The sequence below is a fragment of the Sedimentibacter sp. genome (assembly GCF_038562225.1).
Classification (GTDB): domain Bacteria; phylum Bacillota; class Clostridia; order Tissierellales; family Sedimentibacteraceae; genus Sedimentibacter.
In genome coordinates this window covers 617,211-637,451 of the sequence record NZ_JBCFAS010000003.1, presented here as the reverse complement: position 1 = coordinate 637,451, position 20,241 = coordinate 617,211, and the positions used below count along the sequence as shown (strand labels likewise).

Here is a 20,241-nt window from a genome sequence, read left to right as displayed (position 1 = left end):
GAATTTATTAGTGAGTAATGTAATTTACTTTTTCTTTTCAGCTGCGCTGCAACAGCTTTCAATTGCAGCTTTAGCGCTGATGTAGTCATTGACCGATGATACGATCACTTTATGCCTGCCGTTAAGGTGTGTGTGATTCACACAGGCATTGAGACATCCGCTGACAATCAGCACGATGTCGTATACTTTTTCCTCGTCTGCCGGTTCAACATAAACATTTTCAAATTCGTCAATAAGTTTTTCAACAAATTCCCTTCTGTTGAAAGTTGGGTTGCACCCTCCGCAATACTTAATTCCAATTTTCATAACATACCCTAAAAATTTTTTTGATTTAATATTTTTTTAGCAAAATCCAGCAGGTCTTCGCTTACGCTTTCATTCAAAATTACCTTTTCCAATCCTGGAACGTATTTTTTCAATTCAGCTTCAACCAAGTCCTCTGTTGTAAATTTAGCAGAAGGGCAACCGCTGCATTTTCCAAGTAATTTTATTTCTAAAACACCGTCTTCAAATTTAATTACCTCTAGATCCCCGTAATGCTCAGACAATTTTGGCCTCACAAATTGATCCAATGCATTTTCAATTCTTTCTGTCACCATATATCCCTTTCTTTGCATACAATTATTCCTTTTGCACAATCATCCCTAACGAATTTTTACTCTATTGTATATAGCATAAATCATGCCAATAAATTATACTGCGTATAACTTAAAAAAGTTTTTTGAATCCATTGAAATTGCAACACATTGAACATTCAATGAATTTCATTACAGAAAAGTTTGAACCAATTGCATTTATTTCGTTGCAACAGCGCACTTACGTTGCAATAATGCAACTTATTTTTCTAAGGCAAAGCCATCCTTTGCAATCCTCATTTTTTATATAATAGGAAAGAGAACTTTCATATTATATAAAAAAGCCATGTTATCTGCATATCACGGCCGGTTATATTACACTACAGCATGTACATGTCAATAATGTTTTGTTCGATGCTGTAGAAATTCTTGAGGTGCAGACATGTAAGCTTCCTTATTTTATTGTAGTCCCTTTCGTACAGAGCTTTGATTATATCGTAATGAACGCTTATTTGTTCCAGACTGTCCTCTATGTTAGTGTATCTTGATATCTGAATGAGATGAATCTTCATGTAAAGCTTCTCCTGATTCCTGTACAGAAGCTCGTTGCCTCCTATTTTGGCTATCTCAAGATGAAAATTGTTGTCAAATACAATTCTCTCATAAATATTTCCATCCTTTGCACTGGTTTCGCATTTTTCTGTCAGGTCGGCCAATTTTGCAAAGTCGTAATTGGAACCGTACAATATTGCCAGCTGGCAGGACAGAACATCCTGTGCCAATCGCAGCTCTCCTATTCTTTTCACCGCTTTTTCATCATAGTAGGTAACTTCTGAATGGCTGGACGGATAAATGGTTACAAGACCTTCTAGATTCAGCTTTCTCAATGCTTCTCTTACAGGTGTCCTGCTGCAGTTTAGAAGCTCTGTTATTCTTTCTTCCTGAATATGTTCTCCCGGCTTTATTTGAAGATGCAAAATCATTCTTTTTAATTCTTCGTAAGCATGCTCACTCATGCTTTTCCCTCTTGATAATGTACTTCTCATAGTCGATTCCCCTTTTTATCATATTTTAATTGAATGCCTCACACTGTTTGCCGCTTAAACCAGAAATATATATACCCCCATCATCACTGCTTCCGCTTCCGTCTGATACGGCTATGTACAGATTTGAAACGGAATCCAGCTGCTTTACAAGGTTTTTCATCTTAAATTTACCTTTTTTCTTTTCATGAGCAATCATTTCTTTTAAACGGACAGCCTCCTGAAATGTGCCGGAAAATGCAATTCCCGGCCCACCCGAGACTGTCAGCATGTAAATTCCAGGCAATGGTTCCTCTATTTCTTCCTGAGCAGAATCATGCTCATCAAATGGATTTCCTAAAACTCCTCCGGTTGAACTCTTTGCTCCTTCAACGCGAATGGAAGCTCCTGCGATTTTAATGTACTCAGGTGAAAGAAGTCTCACAGCTTCAGCAAGAGCGTAATCAATCAGGAACACATCCTTAAATTGTCCAAGATTCATAACACCTATATCCGAATACGATTTAACAGCTTCATCTTTCATTTCTGCAGGACAAAAGCCTCCGATTATAACACCGAATCCGTCAGCAGTCTTTGCCTTAAGCAGAAAAGCTTCCAGCAAAAGCTTTTTTTCCATACATCACCCCTGAGCGTTGAACTTAATTGAATACTGCTCTTTTACTGCTTCCGTCATGCTCATGTTTATTTTTTTAAGGTCCTTTTCGCCTTCCTCGTATGATTTTCTGAAGGCTTCTATTGCTGCCTTGGCCTCCTGATATGGCCCCGGCACATTTATGATGATGGCTCCTTCTAACCTGCCGCATATGAGCTTGCTCCACATGTGACCGTTTTTCCCGTAAAGTTCCGTGGAATATTTTTCATGAAGAATCGATTCCAGCGAAGAATGGGTAAAGTCCTTTCCAAGCGTTGAACTGTACCTGTGTCCTCCGCCGGAACCGCCGATAAGCACTATTAAATCAGTATTCTGTCCCAGGAAGCTTTTTATGGTGTCTGAAATTTTATTTTCGATGTCAGCCACCGGTTCATGGCGGGTTATGATGCATCTGCCGTTCATGGCAAGAAGAGTCTGCATGATCATGGGGCTGTCCGTATCAAGTACGATTCCTGTCATTATTTCATCACCTGTAGGTATAATAACAGCCTTGTTTATCATACTCTCATCCACCTTTCTCCCCTGCATCCGTTTTCAACATAATCAGGAATATTGTCTATATCAACACTTTGAATTTTCTTTACCGATGAAAGGGCGGACAAATCAGAAATGCTTATGCCTTCTGCCATGGAAATGGCTTTTATAAGACCGTCCTCCTCCCTGAGAATCGCATCTTCTTCAACGCCGTAAACATCCATCTCGATGGAGCTGCCGGTTACACCTATGATTCTTATCAAGCTCTTCAGCTTATTTGCGAGAATTTCTTCAAGCTTTTGTATGTTTAACCCCTTAACCTGAAGGCCTGTTATCTTTACTACCGTCTTGTCAACCTGTACAATTACTTTTGTATCATCCATTTACTTTCTCTCCTATTGTTATTGCAGCCGGTATGTTTATCTTTGTTCCTACATTATTATACTACAAATAATAAAGGAACAAAGACGAGAAATAAAAATTTCTCATCTTTTTACATATTTGGGTTATTTTATATTTCTACGTATTTAACCTGTACTATGTCAGACACATTATATCTTTTAGGATTGTCAATGCCAGGAATTATTTCATGAGCTCTGGCAACAATTTCTTCCGCAGAAAGCTGTTCCACATCTTCCGTTATCCATTCCATGGTGCAGCCTACGCTGGCAAGCTCTGCTAATGCATCCTCTTCCATGTTATCAATGTCCGGCTTAATCTTCATATGTTTAGCCACAGCCAGTACTGAAGGAGAAGCTCCTATATCCCTTCCGGGTATAACACCAGTCTGTAAAGCCTTAATGATAGCTTTTGCCAGCTCACATTTATCGGCTGCTATTATTGGAATATGGCTCTTTAAAAATTTTGCGTACTCTCTTGAATGGTGCGCTGTCTTTCCGCATTTCCACTGTCTGTGAGGCACTATACGGCCGTATTCCTCACCCACAACCATTCCGATACCTACAGAAATTGTCCAACCAGTTCCGCCTACCTCTACCTTGCCGTCCTTCATTATTTCTATCTGACCAGTTACGGGGAGGAGAAGCTCTTCCATGTTTATGTAGTGCATCATCTCTGTTCCGGAATTGTTGTTGCCTGCCCTTCCTGTCAGAACAGCATTATGAATCGGAATATTTTTCTTTGAAGGGTCCGGTCCCATGTACAGCTTTCTGTCAGGATATGATTTCATCCATTGCTTCAGGTGAGGCTCCTCATTAATCAATTCTTCTGTATACGGCAACTCAACCATTTCCATGTATCCAAAATCCTTGTTAATTTTTCCGTAGTCGGATGCGGCAATGCATACCATTGAGCCGTCAAGCATTATACCGTTGCTGTTTGTTGTTGTGGCTGTCATGTCAAACATGTTGTATCCTGCCGGACCTGGTATTTCAGCTGCAATCTTCTGACATGCTTCAAGCATGGTTAGATTGCAGGCCTTAACGTCCGCATAATCTATAAATACTGCTGTTATAGGGATATACACTCCCTCAAGCATTCCCTCGGGAATAATTTTATATTTTAATCTGCTCATTATGTACCTCCACGCTTCTCTTAGTGTTTACCTATGGACGGTCTTCTGTCGATAACGTCCGGACAGTCATGAATCAATATGTCTTCTGTCGGATGAAGTATATTGATTGTTTCAAGGATTGCATGTACAGGATTACCGTCTTTATCAAAACCCCTTATTACTGCACTGTGCATTGATTCAGGAATACGCGGAATAACTGCAACCTCTATTCTGTAAACATCGTCTTTCTTCGTTAAATCTTCAACGGCACGTTCAATTCTTCCGGTTCTGTTTGACTGCATTTTTGCAGTCTTGAGATTTTCCAGTCCAACCACTTCGCACTCTTTGTAAGCTGAACCCATGGTAGCGGCTATAGCCTTCATTTTTCTAATGAACTCAGGCAATTTTGTATGCATTAATTTCATACTGTAACACTCCTTTGTTTTATTATTTACTTTATAACCTTATATCAAGCTCCTATGTGAGGCATTACATTGCTGATATCGTCAGTTGATCAGCCATCCGCCGTCTACGTATATGGTTTGCCCGACAACGTAGTCAGACGCATGTGATGCCAGAAATACGGCTGTTCCGATCAAATCTTCAGGAACACCTATTTTTTTCACAGGAATTCTTGACATAAATCTTTTAACATTTTCAGGATCCTGGAATAAGGGCTTGGTCATTTCAGTTTCAAAATATCCGGGTCCTATGGCATTAACACCGATTCCGTACTCTGAAAGTTCATTTGCCATTGCCTTGGTTATCTGACGTATTCCGCCTTTTGCCGCAACATAGGCAACCATGTTTTTTAGACCTAGCTCGCTGTTTAGGGATGCGATGTTTATGATTTTGCCCTTTATGTTGTTTGCAACCATATGCCTTGCAACTGCCTGTCCCATAAAGAAAACATATTTAATCTGAACGTCCATAACCCTGTCCCAGTCAGCTTCTTCAAAATCCAGAACTGATTTTCTGATGTTGAGACCGGCTCCGTTTACCAGAATGTCTATGTGTCCGAATTCCGAAGCTACCCTGTCTACAAGTTCCTGACATGCTGAAACGGATGTGATGTCTGCTGCAATTCCTTTGACTGTTCCGCCTGTTGCACAGCTTATTTCCTGTGCAGCTGAATCAAGCTCATTTTGCTTTCTGCTGCTTATGATAACATCTGCACCTGCTGAAGAAAGCCCCGTGGCAATGCCCTTGCACAACCCTTTGCTGCCTCCGATTACTATTGCTGTCTTGCCCTTTAATGAAAACAAGTCCATTTTACCACCTCATCAATCATTATTTACTACAGTTACCTTAATGATGTCCCCTGCACCAGCAGCCATCTGCGCCATCGTTTCAGGAAGCTCTTCCAAAGTGATTTCTTTGCTTAATATCGGATCGATATTAAGCTTTCCTTCGTTGAGCATTTCGACCACAGTCCTGAACTCTTCGAATCCATACAGGAACGTTCCCTTAACATTAAGTTCACGGGTTACAATTTTCTGCATTTCCAAATCTATGTGCTTATCACTGATGCCAATCCACACCGCAGTACCGCCGAATGCAAGCGAATCGATGCTTTGCTTAACTGTAGCCGAGACACCGACCGCTTCAATGACAGCATCAACACCTTTGTTGTTTGTGTTGTCCATTATAACATCCAGCGAATTTTCCTTGGAGGGATTTATAACTGTATCTGCGCCCATCTTTTTTGCAATTTCAAGACGGCTGTCGCTTAAGTCTGAAACAAAAATTCGTCTTGGATTCTGGGCTTTAACACATGAAAGAGCCAAAAGACCAATTGTTCCGGTGCCAACTACCAGCACGTTCTTGCCTGTCAGATTTCCTGCATGAGAAACAGCCCTGTATGATACTGCCAGAGGTTCCATTATGCTTCCGACCTTGTAGGACACACTGTCTTTTAACTTAAAGCATACTTTTGCCGGAACGCATATGTACTCTGCAAATGCACCGTCTACATCGAGAACTCCGAATGCACGTTTGTTAAGACAAAGATGCACATCTCCCTTTGCACACATTTCACAGGATCCGCAGAAATCAAGAGGGTATGCGGCAACTCTGTCTCCAGGCTTCAGGTTGTTCACACCTTCCCCTAGTTCAACAATTTCTCCCGAAAACTCATGACCCATAATCACAGGAGGAATTCTTCTTCCAGTGATACCTAAATATCCATGAACATCGCTTCCGCAGATTCCGCAGGCTCTTACCTTAAGTTTAACTTCATTGGCTTTTGGAGAAACATCTGCTACATCCTTATACGTTAAAACATTTGGTCCTTCGTATACAACAGCTTTCATTGTTTGCACTCCTTGTATTTTACTATAATTTTATGTCATCAGTAATTGGCTTCACCAATTACTTTTTGAAATTTCCATGTTCATCAAATTCGAAGTCATTGACTTCGCCTATTATTTCAACATTTTCATTAGATCTCAGCTCATGAATAAGCCCTTCGGAAACATACATTTCACTTAAGCTCAAAGTATCCTTAATTCTTGCTATTCTTAATTTTTTTGGTTCCTCTGAACATGCAGCTCTGATTGCCAGCTGAATTGCCAGCTTGTCGCTTTCCATGGCTATTGGAATTCTCACACCGTTGATTGCTATGGCAGTGATTGCGTTTGTATACATTGCTTCAGTCTTCAGTTTGTTGAATATCCTTTTTGTTGTAATGTCCGACAAACCTACACCGAAGGCGTTGGATCCTGATTCTTCAGTTGTATCAAGCGTTACTATTTTGTTAATGTGTATATCCTTGTTTTTGTAGCCAATCATTCCTCTGCCGATTACATTTGGGTCCATCCCGTTACCGCTTATGTTTTTTCCTATTTCATCAACTATCAGAATATCTATGTCGTTGAATAAAAACCTTGGCAGCTGGTTTTTTGATTTTGCAAGCAGTTCAGCTTCCTTATCCGCAATCTGGTCAGTGGGTAGGAACACAATTTCGCTTGTCTGATCATATGCGTTCTCCAGAAGACCAATCCCAAAAATTATGTTTGAATGCTTCAATGCATATCTGGCTATTGATTTTAGTCTTGGAACAGCCTTGTCAAGTCCCATGGCATGCATTACCTGAGCTCCCTTGTGGTTTCCAAGTCCGATTACTATCATCTTGTGCAGACCGCTTTCAATATCTCCGTCAAGATCAGTATGAGCCTTGATTCTTCCAAGCACTATTACTCCGTCAAGTTCACTTGCTATTTTGTCATAGTATACGGGAAGTCCTGTTTCTGTTGTTCCAAGCTGTATAACATCCATACCTGCCCATATCTTTGCTCCGGTAAATTCTTCTGTTACGCCCAGTCCCCTTATGAAGGCTGCCTGCCCTTCTGCTGCCGCTCCGCCGTGACTTCCCATACTTGGTAATATCACAGGCGTTGCACCCAGTTTCTTTATGTTGTCGCAGACATATTTCACTATTTCCTTAAGGTTGGCAAGTCCCCGGCTCCCTACAGTCACTCCTACTGTCTGACCTTCCTTTATGGTGCATGCGATGTCATCTCTTTTAAATTGCTTGCTTATCTCTTCTTCAATGTTTTCTATCTTTGTATCATCAAAGCTCTGACGAATACGAACAAACTTTGGTATCTCAATTTCGTCGAGCATACTCCTGATTACATCCATTACAGAACCCTCTTCCTTATTTTTAGAAAAAATCTTATAAATTCAGAAAGTCACAAACGTGACTTTCTGAAAAATCTTGTTATTTGCTTCTGTGTTCTTCAATTGCAGCCATATATGCATCATATGTTGCAGGGTCTGATGCTGCTTTTATATCTTCATAAACAGGTTTTACTTTTTCTCTTAATTTTGCCATTTCATCATCAGATATCTCAACAAATTCACAGCCGTTTGATTTGATTGTTTCTATGTAAGTTGGTTCTTTTTTATCACTTACGCTGTTTGCTGTTTCTACAGCTATTTTACCTGCTTCGTCTACTACAGCTTTCAACTCGTCTGTCAGTCCGTCATAGAAAGCCTGGTTCATTATCCAGCAGTTTACCTGAAGAATGTGGTTTGTGTTCATGATGTACTTCTGTTGTTCAAAGAATTTTTGAGAATATACCAGCTCAATTGGGTTTTCCTGAGCATCAACTGTTCCCTGCTGCAAAGCTGTGTAAAGTTCGTTGAAAGCCAGCGGCGTAGGGTTAGCTCCAAGCAATTGCCATGTTTTCAAGTGGAACTTGTTTTCCATGGTTCTGATGGTAAGACCTTTGAGGTCTTCAAGAGAAGTAACTTTCTTGTTTGAAGTAAGAGTTCTTATACCTTGTCCTGACGCTCCCAGATAATGGAAACCCGCAGCTTTGTACTGAGTAGAAATAGCTGCCATGAATTCAGGATCGTTTAATACGGAACGTCCATGTTTAATGTCATCAAACACGAAAGGCAAGTCGAATACTGTTGCCGCAGGCACAAAGCTAACCTGTGGTGCAGGAGCTGAAAGCATTGCTGTTACTGTTCCGTTTTGTGTATTTTCAATTAATTCGCGGTCTCCTCCAAGCTGAGCGTTAGGATACACGTTTACAATCAACTGACCGTTGCTGTTTGCTTCTACATATTCTTTAAATTTCAGAGCAGCATCATTTGTTGATGTTCCTTCAGCTGTTGAATGAGCAAATGTAATTGTTTTAGCTTCAGTTGTTGCAGCTGCTGGTGCTGAAGATCCTCCGCTGGCTGCCGGAGCAGTAGCTGTACCTGATGAACCGGAGCATGCAGCTAAGCTTGTAACCATTGCTCCTACTAATAATAAAACTGATAATTTTTTGTTTAACACAATAGGTCCTCCTAATTTTTATTATTAACACCTTAAAAGGTGATAACAGTCATTTAATCTAATGCTTTTTACAGTAACAATAAACTTATCTGAGGTATGAACGTGATTGCCATCAAAGCCACTAAGAAAGCTATTATAAACGGAATTGCATGTTTTGCTATTTCCATAACCGGTAGATTTGTCAGTGAACTTGCTACGAAAAGGTTTATTCCGACCGGCGGAGTAACGAATCCGATTGCAAGGTTTACAACCATCAAAACACCAAAGTGTATAGGATCCACTCCTATGGCCGCGATTATCGGCATGAATATAGGTGTAAGAATAAGGATTGCCGGAGTTGTGTCCATTACCATTCCCACAAACAGCAGTATCACGTTAATAGCAATCAAGACAGATGCTTTTGTTGTGAAAGTGCTTGTTATTGCTTTTGATATCATAACAGGAGCCTGCATAAGCGTAAGCACCTTACCGAATACCGTTGCTATGGATACAACCAGCAGTATTGGTGCTGCTGTAGCAACCGTGTCTTTCATTACAGAAGACAGTTCTCTGAATTTTATGCTCTTGTAAATAAATACGCTGACAATTATTGCGTAAACTACCGATATGTTTGCAGCTTCTGTGGGCGTTACGATACCGCTGTAGATACCTCCTAGTATGATAACAGGAGACAGCAGGGCCCAGAAACTGTCCCTGAACATTCCGAAGAAACCCTTCGATCTTAGCTTTTCAGCATTTTCTTTCAATTTTTCCTTGTCTTCGCCCTTGGTTTTGCAGAAGTAGAATGCGTAAACAATCATGCACAAGGCTATGAGTATTCCAGGCAGCACTCCGGCCAGAAACAGGTTTCCTACAGAAGCACCTGATGATTGTCCATAAATTATGAACGGAATGCTTGGAGGAATTATAACGCCAAGTCCTCCTGCAACGGCAATCATTGAAACAACAAATTTTCTGTCATATCCAAGTTCAGTGAGCAGAGGGATTGTCATTGCACCGACTGCAGCAACTGTAGCAGGGCCGGATCCTGAAATAGCTCCGTAGAACAGGCAGGTTACGATTGCTGCTATTGGCATCCCTGCTGTCTTGTCTCCAATGAAATATGCGAAAAAGTTAAACAGCTTTTTTGATATACCTCCCTGTGCCATTATGTTGCCTGACAGTATGAAAAGAGGAATAGCCAGAAGCGAATATGAGTCCAGTGCTGTAATCATGGTACGGTATGCATACTCAATATTAGCCGGTAACGTTGGGTTCATGAAATAAGCCGACAAGGCTGTGAAGCCCAGTGATATTGCTATAGGCACCCCCAACGCAAGTGATATGAAAAATATTATAAAGACACTGCCTATCATTATTTTGCCCCTTTCTTCATGAACATCAACACATACTTTTGAATCGTTCTTATTACTACAAGTGAAAAACCAACCAGCAGTCCGGTGTAAACATAGTGCATCGGAATTCCTGCCGCTGGGCTTGTCTGTCCGGACAATTTGATTGCACTGATCACTTTTATTCCAGGTTTAATCATAAAAACCGCAAATGCCAGGAAACATGTATCTGCCAGAAGTCCCAGACCCTTTTTCAATCTTGGAAAAAAATGTTCAAGCATGTCTATTCTCATGTGTGAGCCTGTCTTCACCCCATAGCTGATGCCGGTAAAAACCATCCAAACGAAAAGATACCTTGACACTTCCTCAGACCACGACAGGGAAGATTTAAAAACATATCTCATGACTACCTGAATTCCCATTATCACTACAATCGCCCAAAGAAAAAGGGACATTAGCTTTTCTTCTAAGTTGTCATCTAACCATTTAATAACTTTCATCAAACTAAACCTTCACTTTCTTAAAATTAGTATATTGCAAATTCATTTCCTATAACTGCCTTGTTGTAAAGTTTAATCATCTCCCAACAGCTATGTTATATTTATAACATAATCGATAGAAAAAAGAAACACGTTATTGTATTTTATAGTATTTTCTGTACACATTAGAGCGAAATTGTATACATTGAACATAATTATATTCTCATTCTAATCGATTATGGGCTGAATCATTCTATCTTTGCAATGGCTTTTGCTAATTCTTTCTTACCCTCAATGTTTCCCTGTCTGGCTATCATGATTCTCTGAGCCTGCGGAGAACCTGCTCCGTGCATGGATTCTGTCCTGTATCCAACTGCTGCAGTTCCCAAAGTCAGATTTTCCACAAGTCTTAATACCTTCAGCCTGTTTTCAGTCGATACTTCACTTACTCCCTTGAAGTACTTTTCAACAACCGGCCCAATTTTAGGATCCCTAAGATCTTTTTCAGAAGGAGCCGTAACCATCAATCCGCCTGCTATGTCTTCTGCCAGCCTGGCTATTTCATATGGAAACCTTGTTATGTTTTGCTTACACACGTTGGCAAGAAGCAGATCGATTATGTAGTTTCCTGATTCTGTCCTGCTTCCCTGGGAGGAACATGCTATGCCGCAGCAGTAAAGAGTTTCGTTGAGGTGAGTCATTTCTATGAGCTTGTCTTTAACATGGGAAGCCTTCTGAGCTCCGTTGTAATCTGCCGCCAAAGCCGCTGCTCCTATAAGAACATCACCAACTCCAACCTTGCATCCGCCGTAGCTTTGCCTGTGGTAGCCTGCAAATCTTTCAACAAGCATTCCGGCAAATTCAGCTTCACCGTTTAGGAATATCCTGTCATTTGGAACAAACACATTGTCGAATACAGTAAGTGCTTCTACTCCTCCAAACTGGCTGTTTCCAACATCAATGGACGAACCCTCCAGCTTTCTTGTATCACAGGACTGTCTTCCTATTATCATAAAAACTCCATCTGCGTCAACAGGTACCGAGAAAGCCACCGCATAATCCTTGTCATCAGGTCCCATGGCAATGGTGGGCATTACCAGGACCTCATGTGAGTTACAGATTCCTGTCTGATGAGCCTTTGCCCCTCTTACCACAATACCGTCTTCTCTTCTTTCAACCACATGCAGGTATAAGTCCGGATCAGCCTGCTTGCTTGGAGAAAGGGCTCTGTTGCCCTTGGGATCCGTCATGGCTCCATCGACAGTCAGGTCATTTTCCTGCACATATTTCATAAAATTTACAAAGTTTTCATGGTACTTAGTGCCGTGTGCCTTGTCCACCTCGAATGTTGTGCTGAACACCGAGTTGAATCCGTCCATTCCCACGCACCTTTGGAAGCAGGAAGCTGTTTTCTGACCAAGAAGCCTCTGCATTTTCACTTTCTTTATAAGATCATCCGTACTTTGATGTATGTGGCAAAAACGATTTATTTTTTCTCCTGTTATAGATGATTTGGTCGTCATTAAATCTTCATATTCAGGCATCTGCGCCAAATCATACGTTGCTTTTACAGAATTTAAAGATGGTCTTAGTATAGGATTGTCTACAGCGCTCTCTATCTTTTCTCCAAACATATATATCTGCATTTTCATTTTTTTGATACTTTCAATGTACTGTTCTCCAGTCATTAATGCCATTATATTTCATCCTCTCTTATTTTATTAAGGCCACCTTACATAATGCATTTTCTGTGCCAAAACGCATATCTTATGTCAAAATATTTAAAAACATGTGAAACGTTGTCAGCCAAACTCCTGATTTGATTGATTTGACTGGATTTTGTCAATCGCATTTAATTTTGAAATTTGTTCTACATATTGAAAGTTTTTGCAGCTTATTGGATTTCTGATTGCAACCGCAAAAAAAATGTTGCACTAATACAATTAAATTGCATTAATGCAACAACACCATATATATACCTGTTTTTAGCAATCCTATATATACTTTTTCCTTTTTCTCACGAAGGTCGAAGCATCTATTCCCAATTCCTTTGCTGCATCTCTTACGTTGCCGTACTTGTCAAAAGCCCTGAATATCATTGACTTTTCTACGCTGTTTAAGGCATCTTCAAGTTTTGTTGCAGAGCTGCCGGCTGCTTCCACTTCTATGTTTTCAATCATGCGGCTTGGAAGGTCTTCTACGGTAACCTCGTCTCCCATAGCGGTAATTGTCAGTCTCTCAATTAGATTTCGAAGCTCCCTGACATTTCCCGGCCACTTGTACACATAGAAATATCTGTACAAGTCCTTTGAAATTTTTAAATCCTGATTATATTTTTCATTGTATATCTCCAGAAAGTATTCAGCCATTGGAATTATGCTGCTTTTCCTTTCTCTTAGAGGCATCAGCCTCAATGGAACAACATTGAGGCGGTAATAAAGATCTTCCCTGAATTGCCCGTTTTTCACCATTTCCTCAAGGTCACGGTTAGTTGCTGCTATAATCCGCACATCAACTTTTACGGGCTTGCTGCTGCCTATTTTCAATATTTCTCCGTCCTGCAGAACTCTCAGCAGCTTTACCTGCATGTTGAGCGGGAGTTCTCCTACTTCATCCAGAAACAAAGTTCCGTTGTTTGACGCCTCAAATATTCCAGTTTTACCTCCCCTTGTTGCTCCTGTGAAAGAACCGTCAGTATAACCGAAAAACTCAGATTCAATCAAGGCTTCCGGAATGGCGCCGCAGTTTATTTTAATAAACGGCTTGTCATTTCGCACGCTGTTATTATAGATGTACTTGGCCAGAACCTCCTTGCCGGAACCGGTTTCACCGTATATGATTACCGAAGAATCGACCTTTGCGACTCTTTTGGCAAGCAACAACAGGTTGAGCATGTTCTCATCCTCTGCCACAATATACTCGGTGCTTGGTATCTGAAGTTTCAGCTCTTCTATGATACCCTTGTATTTTTTGTTCTCGTTTTTACTTATCTTGACTTTTTCCTTCAAATCCTTAAGCTCGGTAATGTCTCTCACATTTGACACGATCATTGTAATGTTGCCCTTCTCATCAAAAAAAGGTGTGCTGGTTACCATTGCACTTTTTCCTGTGTTGAAGAGCTGATATACTGTAACCGGCTCCTTATTTTCCATAACCTGAAAAGAAGTAGCCTCGGACATTATTCCGCTTTTTACTATTTCTGACATGTTCCGGCCAATCAAATCTTCACTCTTTAGTCCGGTAATTCTTTCGTAACTCTCATTGATGAGAATGGTATTTGCCTTTCCGTCAGTAATGTATATTCCGTCATAGGATGTATCGATTATGTCCTCCAGCATTTTTATATAATCCTGATTTTTTAATGACTCTTTTAATTCCTTAAATTTATTGTTCATTAGGATTCCTTTCTAAAAAGTACTTCTTTCCACTATGGGTAGACCTTAACGGCTTACAAATTCTTCAGCTGATTGTGCATCATTACCCCGACTATGTCGGCAAATCTATCGGTTGAACTTATCCTTGCAAAATTGTGGCCATATATTTTTTTAGCCGAAGGTACATCCTCATCAAGGCCAGTGAAAACGCAAAGTATTGAAATTCCTCTGTTTATTCCTTTTTTCACCTCAACGGCCGTATCGTTTACGCCGGCAGCCCCGGAATATTCGCTGTGGGCTGGAACCATTCCTGTTGCAGGAATACACTGTATGTCATTTGGCTTGCAGTCTGAAAGAACTATAAGTATCTTGTGCTCGCTTTGTGCTCTGTCCATCATGTAAAGAGCAGTCCTGACAGCCAGTCCGTCACGGTTGCAGCCTGATGTGTTGTAGTTGAACACGCTGCTGTTTTCTTCTGTTTCCCCGTAGTCCCGGTACATGTTTATGACAGTGTAGTTTCGAAGGCTTGAGAAAGAATATATCCTCACTGGTATGTGGCAGCGGGTGAAACTTTCTGCAATTATGAATGCCTGCGACGCAATGATTTCTTTCCTTTCGTACTGGGAAGCTGAAGCGTCAAGTAAAATGTCAACGGATATGTCTCCCAAATCATTTCTGGATTTCTTGGTGAAAATTCGTTCGTCGTTTACATATATGCTTCTCCATATGTTTTCCGGTGCCAGCATACCGGTCTTTGACCTGCTTGAAGAAAGTTCAAAATTTGCCGCCAGCGTATTTCTTATTTTATTTGTAAGCTTTGAAATGCTTTCATGGTTTCGGGCAAGATTCTCCTTGTAGTATTCAATGTTGGCTTTTCTTCCCTCCCAGGCTGCTTTTTTGTAGTACAGTCCGTCTGCGTCTGTGCCTGCATTGATGTCAAATTCGCCTTTTGTGAAGTGCAGGTACGTATTTTTGTGGCTGTTTACGCACAAAATGCTCTCAAGAGATTTGGTCTTATGTTCCGAAAGTATGGATGCCCCGAAATATTTTTGTATGTACTGCCTGTCTGTGTCAGTTACCTTATCCTGCTTGCTGTTGTCAAAAATTATTTTCCTTTTTATTTCGTCGAATTCAAGAAGACTCAGATCCCTTGCTGTTTCTGCAGATTCAATTTCCACATCCGCTTCCCGTTTGTCCGGCTGTTCACGGTTTTCATCAGGAGGGTTTCTTAATGTGTATGTTTCAGAAACCGAGTATTTATTACCGCTATCCGCAAAACTCTGTTTCAATCTTGCATGGTATGTTCCCGGATTGAATCGGAAATAGTTCTTTATGATATCATCAAGGTTTTGAATAACTTCCTCAGTTGACAAGTTTTCATCCATTTCAAGGCGGTCCAGTATTTCGAGAAGCCTTCCCTCAAGTTGAATTTCTTGTCCCAGAATTTTTCTGCATCGTGCTTCCTTCAGTTCCTGAAGTATGTTCTTTTCTGTTGCATATTCCTTTTCAAGCAGGTTTTTTGCATACTCCCTGCGCAGGTTTTCTATAGCCGGCCTTTCTTTTCTTGATTTAAGGTATGCGCAGTTTTCAAGCCCCACCCAGGCAATACCCTCATAAAATTCATGGTCCCTGTCTTTGCCGAGACTGTTGAAAAAAAATTGCAGCTTCTTATAATCATAGTGTCTGTGCACTGCCCCTATAATGAAGTTTATATATATGTCCGCCGTGCCATCTTGGTTATAGGCTCCTTCTTCAGTTTTCAGCTCATAGTCGCCAGATGAGTTCCATATTATGTTCAAGGCTCTTTTCTTCTCATCCTTTTGATTTTTCATATCAGTGCTCGAAAATTTCGCTCCTTTCGAGTTTTCGCGGAACCCGCAGGCGAATGACATCATCCACAAGTCTGCGTTCGAAGTCATCGAAGGATTTGTTGGTGATTCCCATTTCCAGGGCTTTGTTGGCATCAAGTCCCTTGTCCATAAGGTTTATGGCTGCAATAAGGCCCCTAAGGTCAACGGATTTTGTGGAGATTTCAGAATTGTCGCTTTTAAGCTTCAGATCCTTGAAAAGACCAGCAAACTGGTCCAGATATTCCTTCCTGAGATGAGGGAATTCAACCTCCAGCATTTTTTTCAGATTTTCCGTGGTTATTGCAGGCATGCTGATTACCATGAAGCGCGATGCCAGAGCTTCGTTGAGCTCTCTTGTGCCTGCATATCCGTAATTCATGGTTGCGATGAATCTGCCGGCATCGTCTACCTTTATCTTGTCGTAGCCCGGAACATCTATTATTCTTCTGTAGTCCAGCGTTGCATGAAGCACCGCTATGGAATCGTTCTTTGCCATGTTTATTTCATCCATGATGCCGAACCCACCCCACTTGGCGCATTCGTAAACCGGTCCGTGCCTAAGGACAACCTGGCCGTTTTCAAATGTGTCGGTTCCGATCAGGGACGATGCATCTGTGTTCACGTGAAAAGAAATGTCCCAGCTGGGCCTTCTGAATGCTGCTGCCAGGTTTTCTGCCAGAACGTTCTTGCCAGAAGCCTTTGATCCAACCAGAAGGATGTTTTCACCGCAGAGAAGAGCTGTTATGGCTTGCTCCCAAACATCGTTCCCGTAATATTTGTACCTTGGATCGGGTATCCTGTATTCCATTTCCTTATGAACATTGTAAAAATTTCTGAACTTGTCTATTTCATCTATCAGCCTTTCGCTGATTCCTTCTTTTCTTAAAAATTCAAGCACTTGCCACCTCATATATCTTTCCTAGAACAAAAGGTCCATGACCTGTCTTATGTTGTTCACAGGAATTATTTCAATGTTTTTTAATTCTCTTGAAGCTTTTTCATTGGCCTCTGATATGACGGCCTTTTCAAATCCCATTTTCTGTGCTTCAATAAGTCTTTTTTCAATGTTGTTTACTCCCCTGATCTCTCCGGTAAGGCCCACTTCGCCGATTAGTATTGTCTTGAAGTCAACAGGAACTTCCTTGAAGCTTGATGCCAGAGCGCATAAAATTGCCAGATCCGCCGCCGGTTCCCTGAGCTGCAGCCCTCCGGTGACATTTATGAACGTATCAGAAGACTGCATGGCAAGACCTGCCTTTTTTTCCAGAACTGCCAGAAGCATTGCAGCCCTGTTGTTGTCTATGCCTGTCGTGATGCGCTTTGCAAATCCTGCAGGCGAATATGCAACCAGTGCCTGTATTTCTATGAGCAAAGGTCTTGTCCCTTCCATTGCTGCAGTAACGACAGTGCCGTATGCATCCACCGGCCTTCCCCTTAAAAACACCTCTGAAGGGTTATCAACTTCCACAAGTCCTCTTTCACGCATTTCAAAAATGCCTATTTCATTGGTGGAGCCGAAGCGGTTTTTCACCGATCTGAGAATCCTGTAGGAAAAGTGTCTTTCACCTTCAAAGTAAAGCACCGTATCTACCATATGCTCCAGTACTCTGGGCCCGGCTATGGCTCCTGACTTGGTCACATGCCCTACGATGAAGGTTGCCATGTTTCTGGCTTTTGTCATTCTCATGACCATTGACGTTACTTCCCTTACCTGGCTCACGCTTCCCGGCGCCGACACCACATCAGGAGAATATATTGTCTGTATTGAATCTAGAATCAGAAGGTCCGGTTCTTCCTTACCCACAAATTCATTTACTATGTCAATGTTGGTTTCAGAAAGCACGTAAAGTTCTCCGGCACCTATTCCCAGCCTGTCGGCCCTAATTTTGATCTGCTCTGCCGATTCCTCACCGGAAACGTAAAGAACCTTCAGATTTTGTTTTGATGCATGGTCGGCAACCTGCAAAAGCAGAGTTGACTTTCCAATGCCCGGATCTCCTCCCACAAGTACCAGCGAACTTTTAATGATGCCTCCGCCCAGAACCCTGTCCATTTCCCTGCTGCCTGTAAGTATCCTGTCCTTATTGGACGAAGATGTTATATTTTGAATTTTTTCTAATTTTCCCTTGCTGATTCCTCTTTGACTTTTTGAATCCTTTTCCTTCGTTTCAATTTCTTCTACGAAAGTGTTCCATTCCCCGCAGGACGGGCATTTCCCAAGCCATTTTGCGGTTTCGTACCCGCACTCCTGGCAAACGAACTTTGTCTTAACCTTAGCCATAATCCACCTGCTTTCTTTTCAAATACAACTATATATCAAATGGCGTCTCGATGTCAATAGACAACTGACCTGCGTATATGCCTGTCAATGCTGCAAAATTTTACTTATTAAAATACCCCCGTTCAATAAGGAATTCCGTCAAAAAAGTTTAGCAGTTTTAAACTAGCGATAGCATAAAACCATCACTTTTCCATTTTTTGTTTGAAATAGTATTGACTGGAATATATGCAATGTGTATAATTATAACTGATTCAAAGTTTAGTAATAATAAACAACCGAGGCGCTTATGAACATAGGAGAAAACATTAAGAGAATAAGAGTTGCCAACTCCCTGACTCAACAGGAACTGGCAGACAGGTGCGAACTGACAAAGGGCTACATTTCACAACTGGAAAGAGACCTTACGTCTCCCTCCATAGCAACGCTGACAGATATTCTGGAATGCCTGGGAACTGACCTTGCCAGCTTCTTCAATGAAGAAGTAAACAGCAAAATTGTGTTCAGAGAAGATGATGTGTTCGTAAAGGAAGACGACGATAATTACATAATCAACTGGATTGTTCCAAACGCCCAGAAAAATTCCATGGAACCCATACTGGTAAAACTTAAAAGCTATGCCAGGACAAAACTTCATGAACCCCATGAGGGAGAGGAATTCGGCTATATACTGACTGGAACAGTTATCCTCAACTACGGGAATCAGATTCACAAGGTAAAAAAGGGCGAATCGTTTTATTTTAAATCCAATAAACATCATTACATTGAAAACGCAGGCAGAACCCAGGCAAGCGTCGTATGGGTCTGCACACCACCAAGTTTTTGACAGGAGACTAAAATGAACAATGCTATAATCGAACTTAACAACATTACTAAAAAGTTTGACGGTGAAACAGTGCTTGACAATATTACCCTGCACGTCAAAAGAAATGAATTTGTAACGTTGCTGGGCCCCAGTGGCTGCGGAAAAACCACTACTCTCAGAATAATCGGAGGATTTGAAACGCCTGATGAAGGTGATGTGTTTTTCGACGGTCACCTCATAAACGACGTACCGCCTTTTAAAAGGCAGCTTAACACCGTCTTTCAGAAATATGCCTTGTTTCCTCATATGAATGTGTTTGAAAACATCGCCTTTGGCCTTCGCATAAAAAAAATGGACGAGCGCATCATAACCGGCAAAGTGGAAAAGATGCTGGAGCTTTTCAACCTTAGAAACTACGGCAAAAGGAGGATTGACCAGCTCAGCGGCGGCCAGCAGCAGCGCATTGCCATAGCCAGAGCGCTGGTCAACGAACCAAAGGTACTACTTTTGGACGAACCTTTGGGTGCTCTTGACCTGAAGCTTCGAAAAGAAATGCAGCAGGAGCTTAAGGCCATGCAGAAGCAGATAGGAATAACATTTATATACGTAACCCATGACCAGGAAGAAGCCCTGACCATGTCAGACACAATAGTTGTTATGAACGATGGAATTATTCAGCAGATGGGCTCTCCTATCGACATATACAACGAGCCAAGAAACGCATTTGTAGCAGATTTCATAGGAGAAAGCAACATTTTGGATGGCGTGATGCATGATGACTACCTGGTGGAATTTTTAGGTCAAAAATTCCAGTGTCTTGATTTTGGATTCGGCAAGGGTGAAGAAGTTGATGTGGTAGTTCGCCCTGAGGATTTGGATTTGACACCAAAAGGTGAAGGAAGACTGGAAGGAACCGTGAAATCCGTCACATTCAAGGGAGTGCACTACGAAATGCGGATTGTGGTCAGCGGCTACGAGTTCCTGGTTCACTCCACAGACAAAGCTGAAGCCGGAACAGTCGTTGGGCTTACGCTGACACCTGATGACATTCACATAATGGAAAAGGGGGTATAGA

The 20,241-nt window shown here is 41.4% G+C and carries 21 protein-coding genes; 2 read left to right on the top strand and 19 right to left on the bottom strand.

Annotated features, from left to right (window positions below; genetic code table 11):
• Positions 1–24: 24 nt before the first annotated feature.
• The 19 genes from AAGU76_RS14835 to radA all read right to left on the bottom strand — a co-directional run bounded on the left by AAGU76_RS14835 (position 25) and on the right by radA (position 18,364).
• Positions 25–306 carry a hypothetical protein gene (locus tag AAGU76_RS14835; protein ID WP_342486289.1) on the bottom strand — a complete coding sequence of 94 codons (282 nt, stop codon included), beginning with the start codon at positions 304–306 and terminating at the stop codon, positions 25–27.
• 8 nt (positions 307–314) lie between these two features.
• A complete protein-coding gene (locus AAGU76_RS14830) occupies positions 315–617 on the bottom strand; it encodes a NifU family protein (RefSeq protein WP_342486288.1) in 303 nt (100 codons plus the stop codon).
• A 338-nt stretch (positions 618–955) separates the two neighbouring features.
• Positions 956–1,621: a GntR family transcriptional regulator gene (locus AAGU76_RS14825; RefSeq protein WP_342486287.1), complete on the bottom strand. Its 666-nt coding sequence runs from the start codon at positions 1,619–1,621 to the stop codon at positions 956–958.
• Between the two features lie 25 nt (positions 1,622–1,646).
• Positions 1,647–2,234: a hypothetical protein gene (locus tag AAGU76_RS14820; protein WP_342486286.1), complete on the bottom strand. Its 588-nt coding sequence runs from the start codon at positions 2,232–2,234 to the stop codon at positions 1,647–1,649.
• A 3-nt stretch (positions 2,235–2,237) separates the two neighbouring features.
• On the bottom strand, positions 2,238–2,771 hold the full coding sequence (locus tag AAGU76_RS14815) for a molybdopterin-binding protein (protein ID WP_342486285.1): 534 nt from the start codon (positions 2,769–2,771) through the stop codon (positions 2,238–2,240).
• Positions 2,768–3,127, bottom strand: coding sequence for a hypothetical protein (locus AAGU76_RS14810; protein ID WP_342486284.1), 360 nt, complete (start codon positions 3,125–3,127; stop codon positions 2,768–2,770). Before AAGU76_RS14810 ends, AAGU76_RS14815 begins: the two co-directional genes overlap by 4 nt.
• 128 nt (positions 3,128–3,255) lie before the next feature.
• Complete coding sequence (locus AAGU76_RS14805; protein ID WP_342486283.1) at positions 3,256–4,278, bottom strand: hypothetical protein; 1,023 nt, start codon at positions 4,276–4,278, stop codon at positions 3,256–3,258.
• Positions 4,279–4,298: 20 nt separating this feature from the next.
• Entirely contained in the window at positions 4,299–4,682 is a 384-nt protein-coding gene (locus tag AAGU76_RS14800) for a hypothetical protein (protein ID WP_342486282.1), read from the bottom strand.
• A gap of 81 nt (positions 4,683–4,763) precedes the next feature.
• Positions 4,764–5,528 (bottom strand): glucose 1-dehydrogenase, encoded by a 765-nt coding sequence (locus tag AAGU76_RS14795; protein ID WP_342486281.1) that lies wholly within the window; start codon positions 5,526–5,528, stop codon positions 4,764–4,766.
• Positions 5,529–5,540: 12 nt separating this feature from the next.
• The gene (locus tag AAGU76_RS14790; protein ID WP_342486280.1) at positions 5,541–6,569 is read right to left on the bottom strand and encodes a galactitol-1-phosphate 5-dehydrogenase; all 1,029 of its coding nucleotides are present in this window, start codon (positions 6,567–6,569) and stop codon (positions 5,541–5,543) included.
• A gap of 58 nt (positions 6,570–6,627) precedes the next feature.
• Positions 6,628–7,899, bottom strand: coding sequence for a lactate racemase domain-containing protein (locus AAGU76_RS14785; RefSeq protein WP_342486279.1), 1,272 nt, complete (start codon positions 7,897–7,899; stop codon positions 6,628–6,630).
• A gap of 79 nt (positions 7,900–7,978) precedes the next feature.
• Positions 7,979–9,049, bottom strand: a complete 1,071-nt coding sequence (locus AAGU76_RS14780) for a TRAP transporter substrate-binding protein (RefSeq protein ID WP_342486278.1) — start codon at positions 9,047–9,049, stop codon at positions 7,979–7,981.
• 68 nt (positions 9,050–9,117) lie between these two features.
• On the bottom strand, positions 9,118–10,404 hold the full coding sequence (locus tag AAGU76_RS14775; protein WP_342486277.1) for a TRAP transporter large permease: 1,287 nt from the start codon (positions 10,402–10,404) through the stop codon (positions 9,118–9,120).
• Entirely contained in the window at positions 10,404–10,880 is a 477-nt protein-coding gene (locus AAGU76_RS14770; RefSeq protein ID WP_342486276.1) for a TRAP transporter small permease, read from the bottom strand. Before AAGU76_RS14770 ends, AAGU76_RS14775 begins: the two co-directional genes overlap by 1 nt.
• A gap of 227 nt (positions 10,881–11,107) precedes the next feature.
• A complete protein-coding gene (locus AAGU76_RS14765; protein ID WP_342486275.1) occupies positions 11,108–12,556 on the bottom strand; it encodes a 4-hydroxyphenylacetate 3-hydroxylase family protein in 1,449 nt (482 codons plus the stop codon).
• Between the two features lie 297 nt (positions 12,557–12,853).
• Positions 12,854–14,254, bottom strand: a complete 1,401-nt coding sequence (locus AAGU76_RS14760) for a sigma 54-interacting transcriptional regulator (RefSeq protein ID WP_342486274.1) — start codon at positions 14,252–14,254, stop codon at positions 12,854–12,856.
• A gap of 53 nt (positions 14,255–14,307) precedes the next feature.
• Positions 14,308–16,065 (bottom strand): hypothetical protein, encoded by a 1,758-nt coding sequence (locus AAGU76_RS14755; protein WP_342486273.1) that lies wholly within the window; start codon positions 16,063–16,065, stop codon positions 14,308–14,310.
• A 1-nt stretch (position 16,066) separates the two neighbouring features.
• On the bottom strand, positions 16,067–16,993 hold the full coding sequence (locus tag AAGU76_RS14750) for an AAA family ATPase (protein ID WP_342486272.1): 927 nt from the start codon (positions 16,991–16,993) through the stop codon (positions 16,067–16,069).
• Positions 16,994–17,002: 9 nt separating this feature from the next.
• Positions 17,003–18,364: a DNA repair protein RadA gene (gene radA, locus AAGU76_RS14745; protein WP_342486271.1), complete on the bottom strand. Its 1,362-nt coding sequence runs from the start codon at positions 18,362–18,364 to the stop codon at positions 17,003–17,005.
• A gap of 286 nt (positions 18,365–18,650) precedes the next feature.
• Here radA and AAGU76_RS14740 point away from each other — a divergent pair, with 286 nt between their 5' ends.
• Both AAGU76_RS14740 and potA read left to right on the top strand, forming a co-directional pair.
• Complete coding sequence (locus AAGU76_RS14740; RefSeq protein WP_342486270.1) at positions 18,651–19,187, top strand: XRE family transcriptional regulator; 537 nt, start codon at positions 18,651–18,653, stop codon at positions 19,185–19,187.
• 12 nt (positions 19,188–19,199) lie between these two features.
• Positions 19,200–20,240 carry a spermidine/putrescine ABC transporter ATP-binding protein gene (potA, locus tag AAGU76_RS14735; RefSeq protein ID WP_342486269.1) on the top strand — a complete coding sequence of 347 codons (1,041 nt, stop codon included), beginning with the start codon at positions 19,200–19,202 and terminating at the stop codon, positions 20,238–20,240.
• Position 20,241 lies beyond the last annotated feature (1 nt).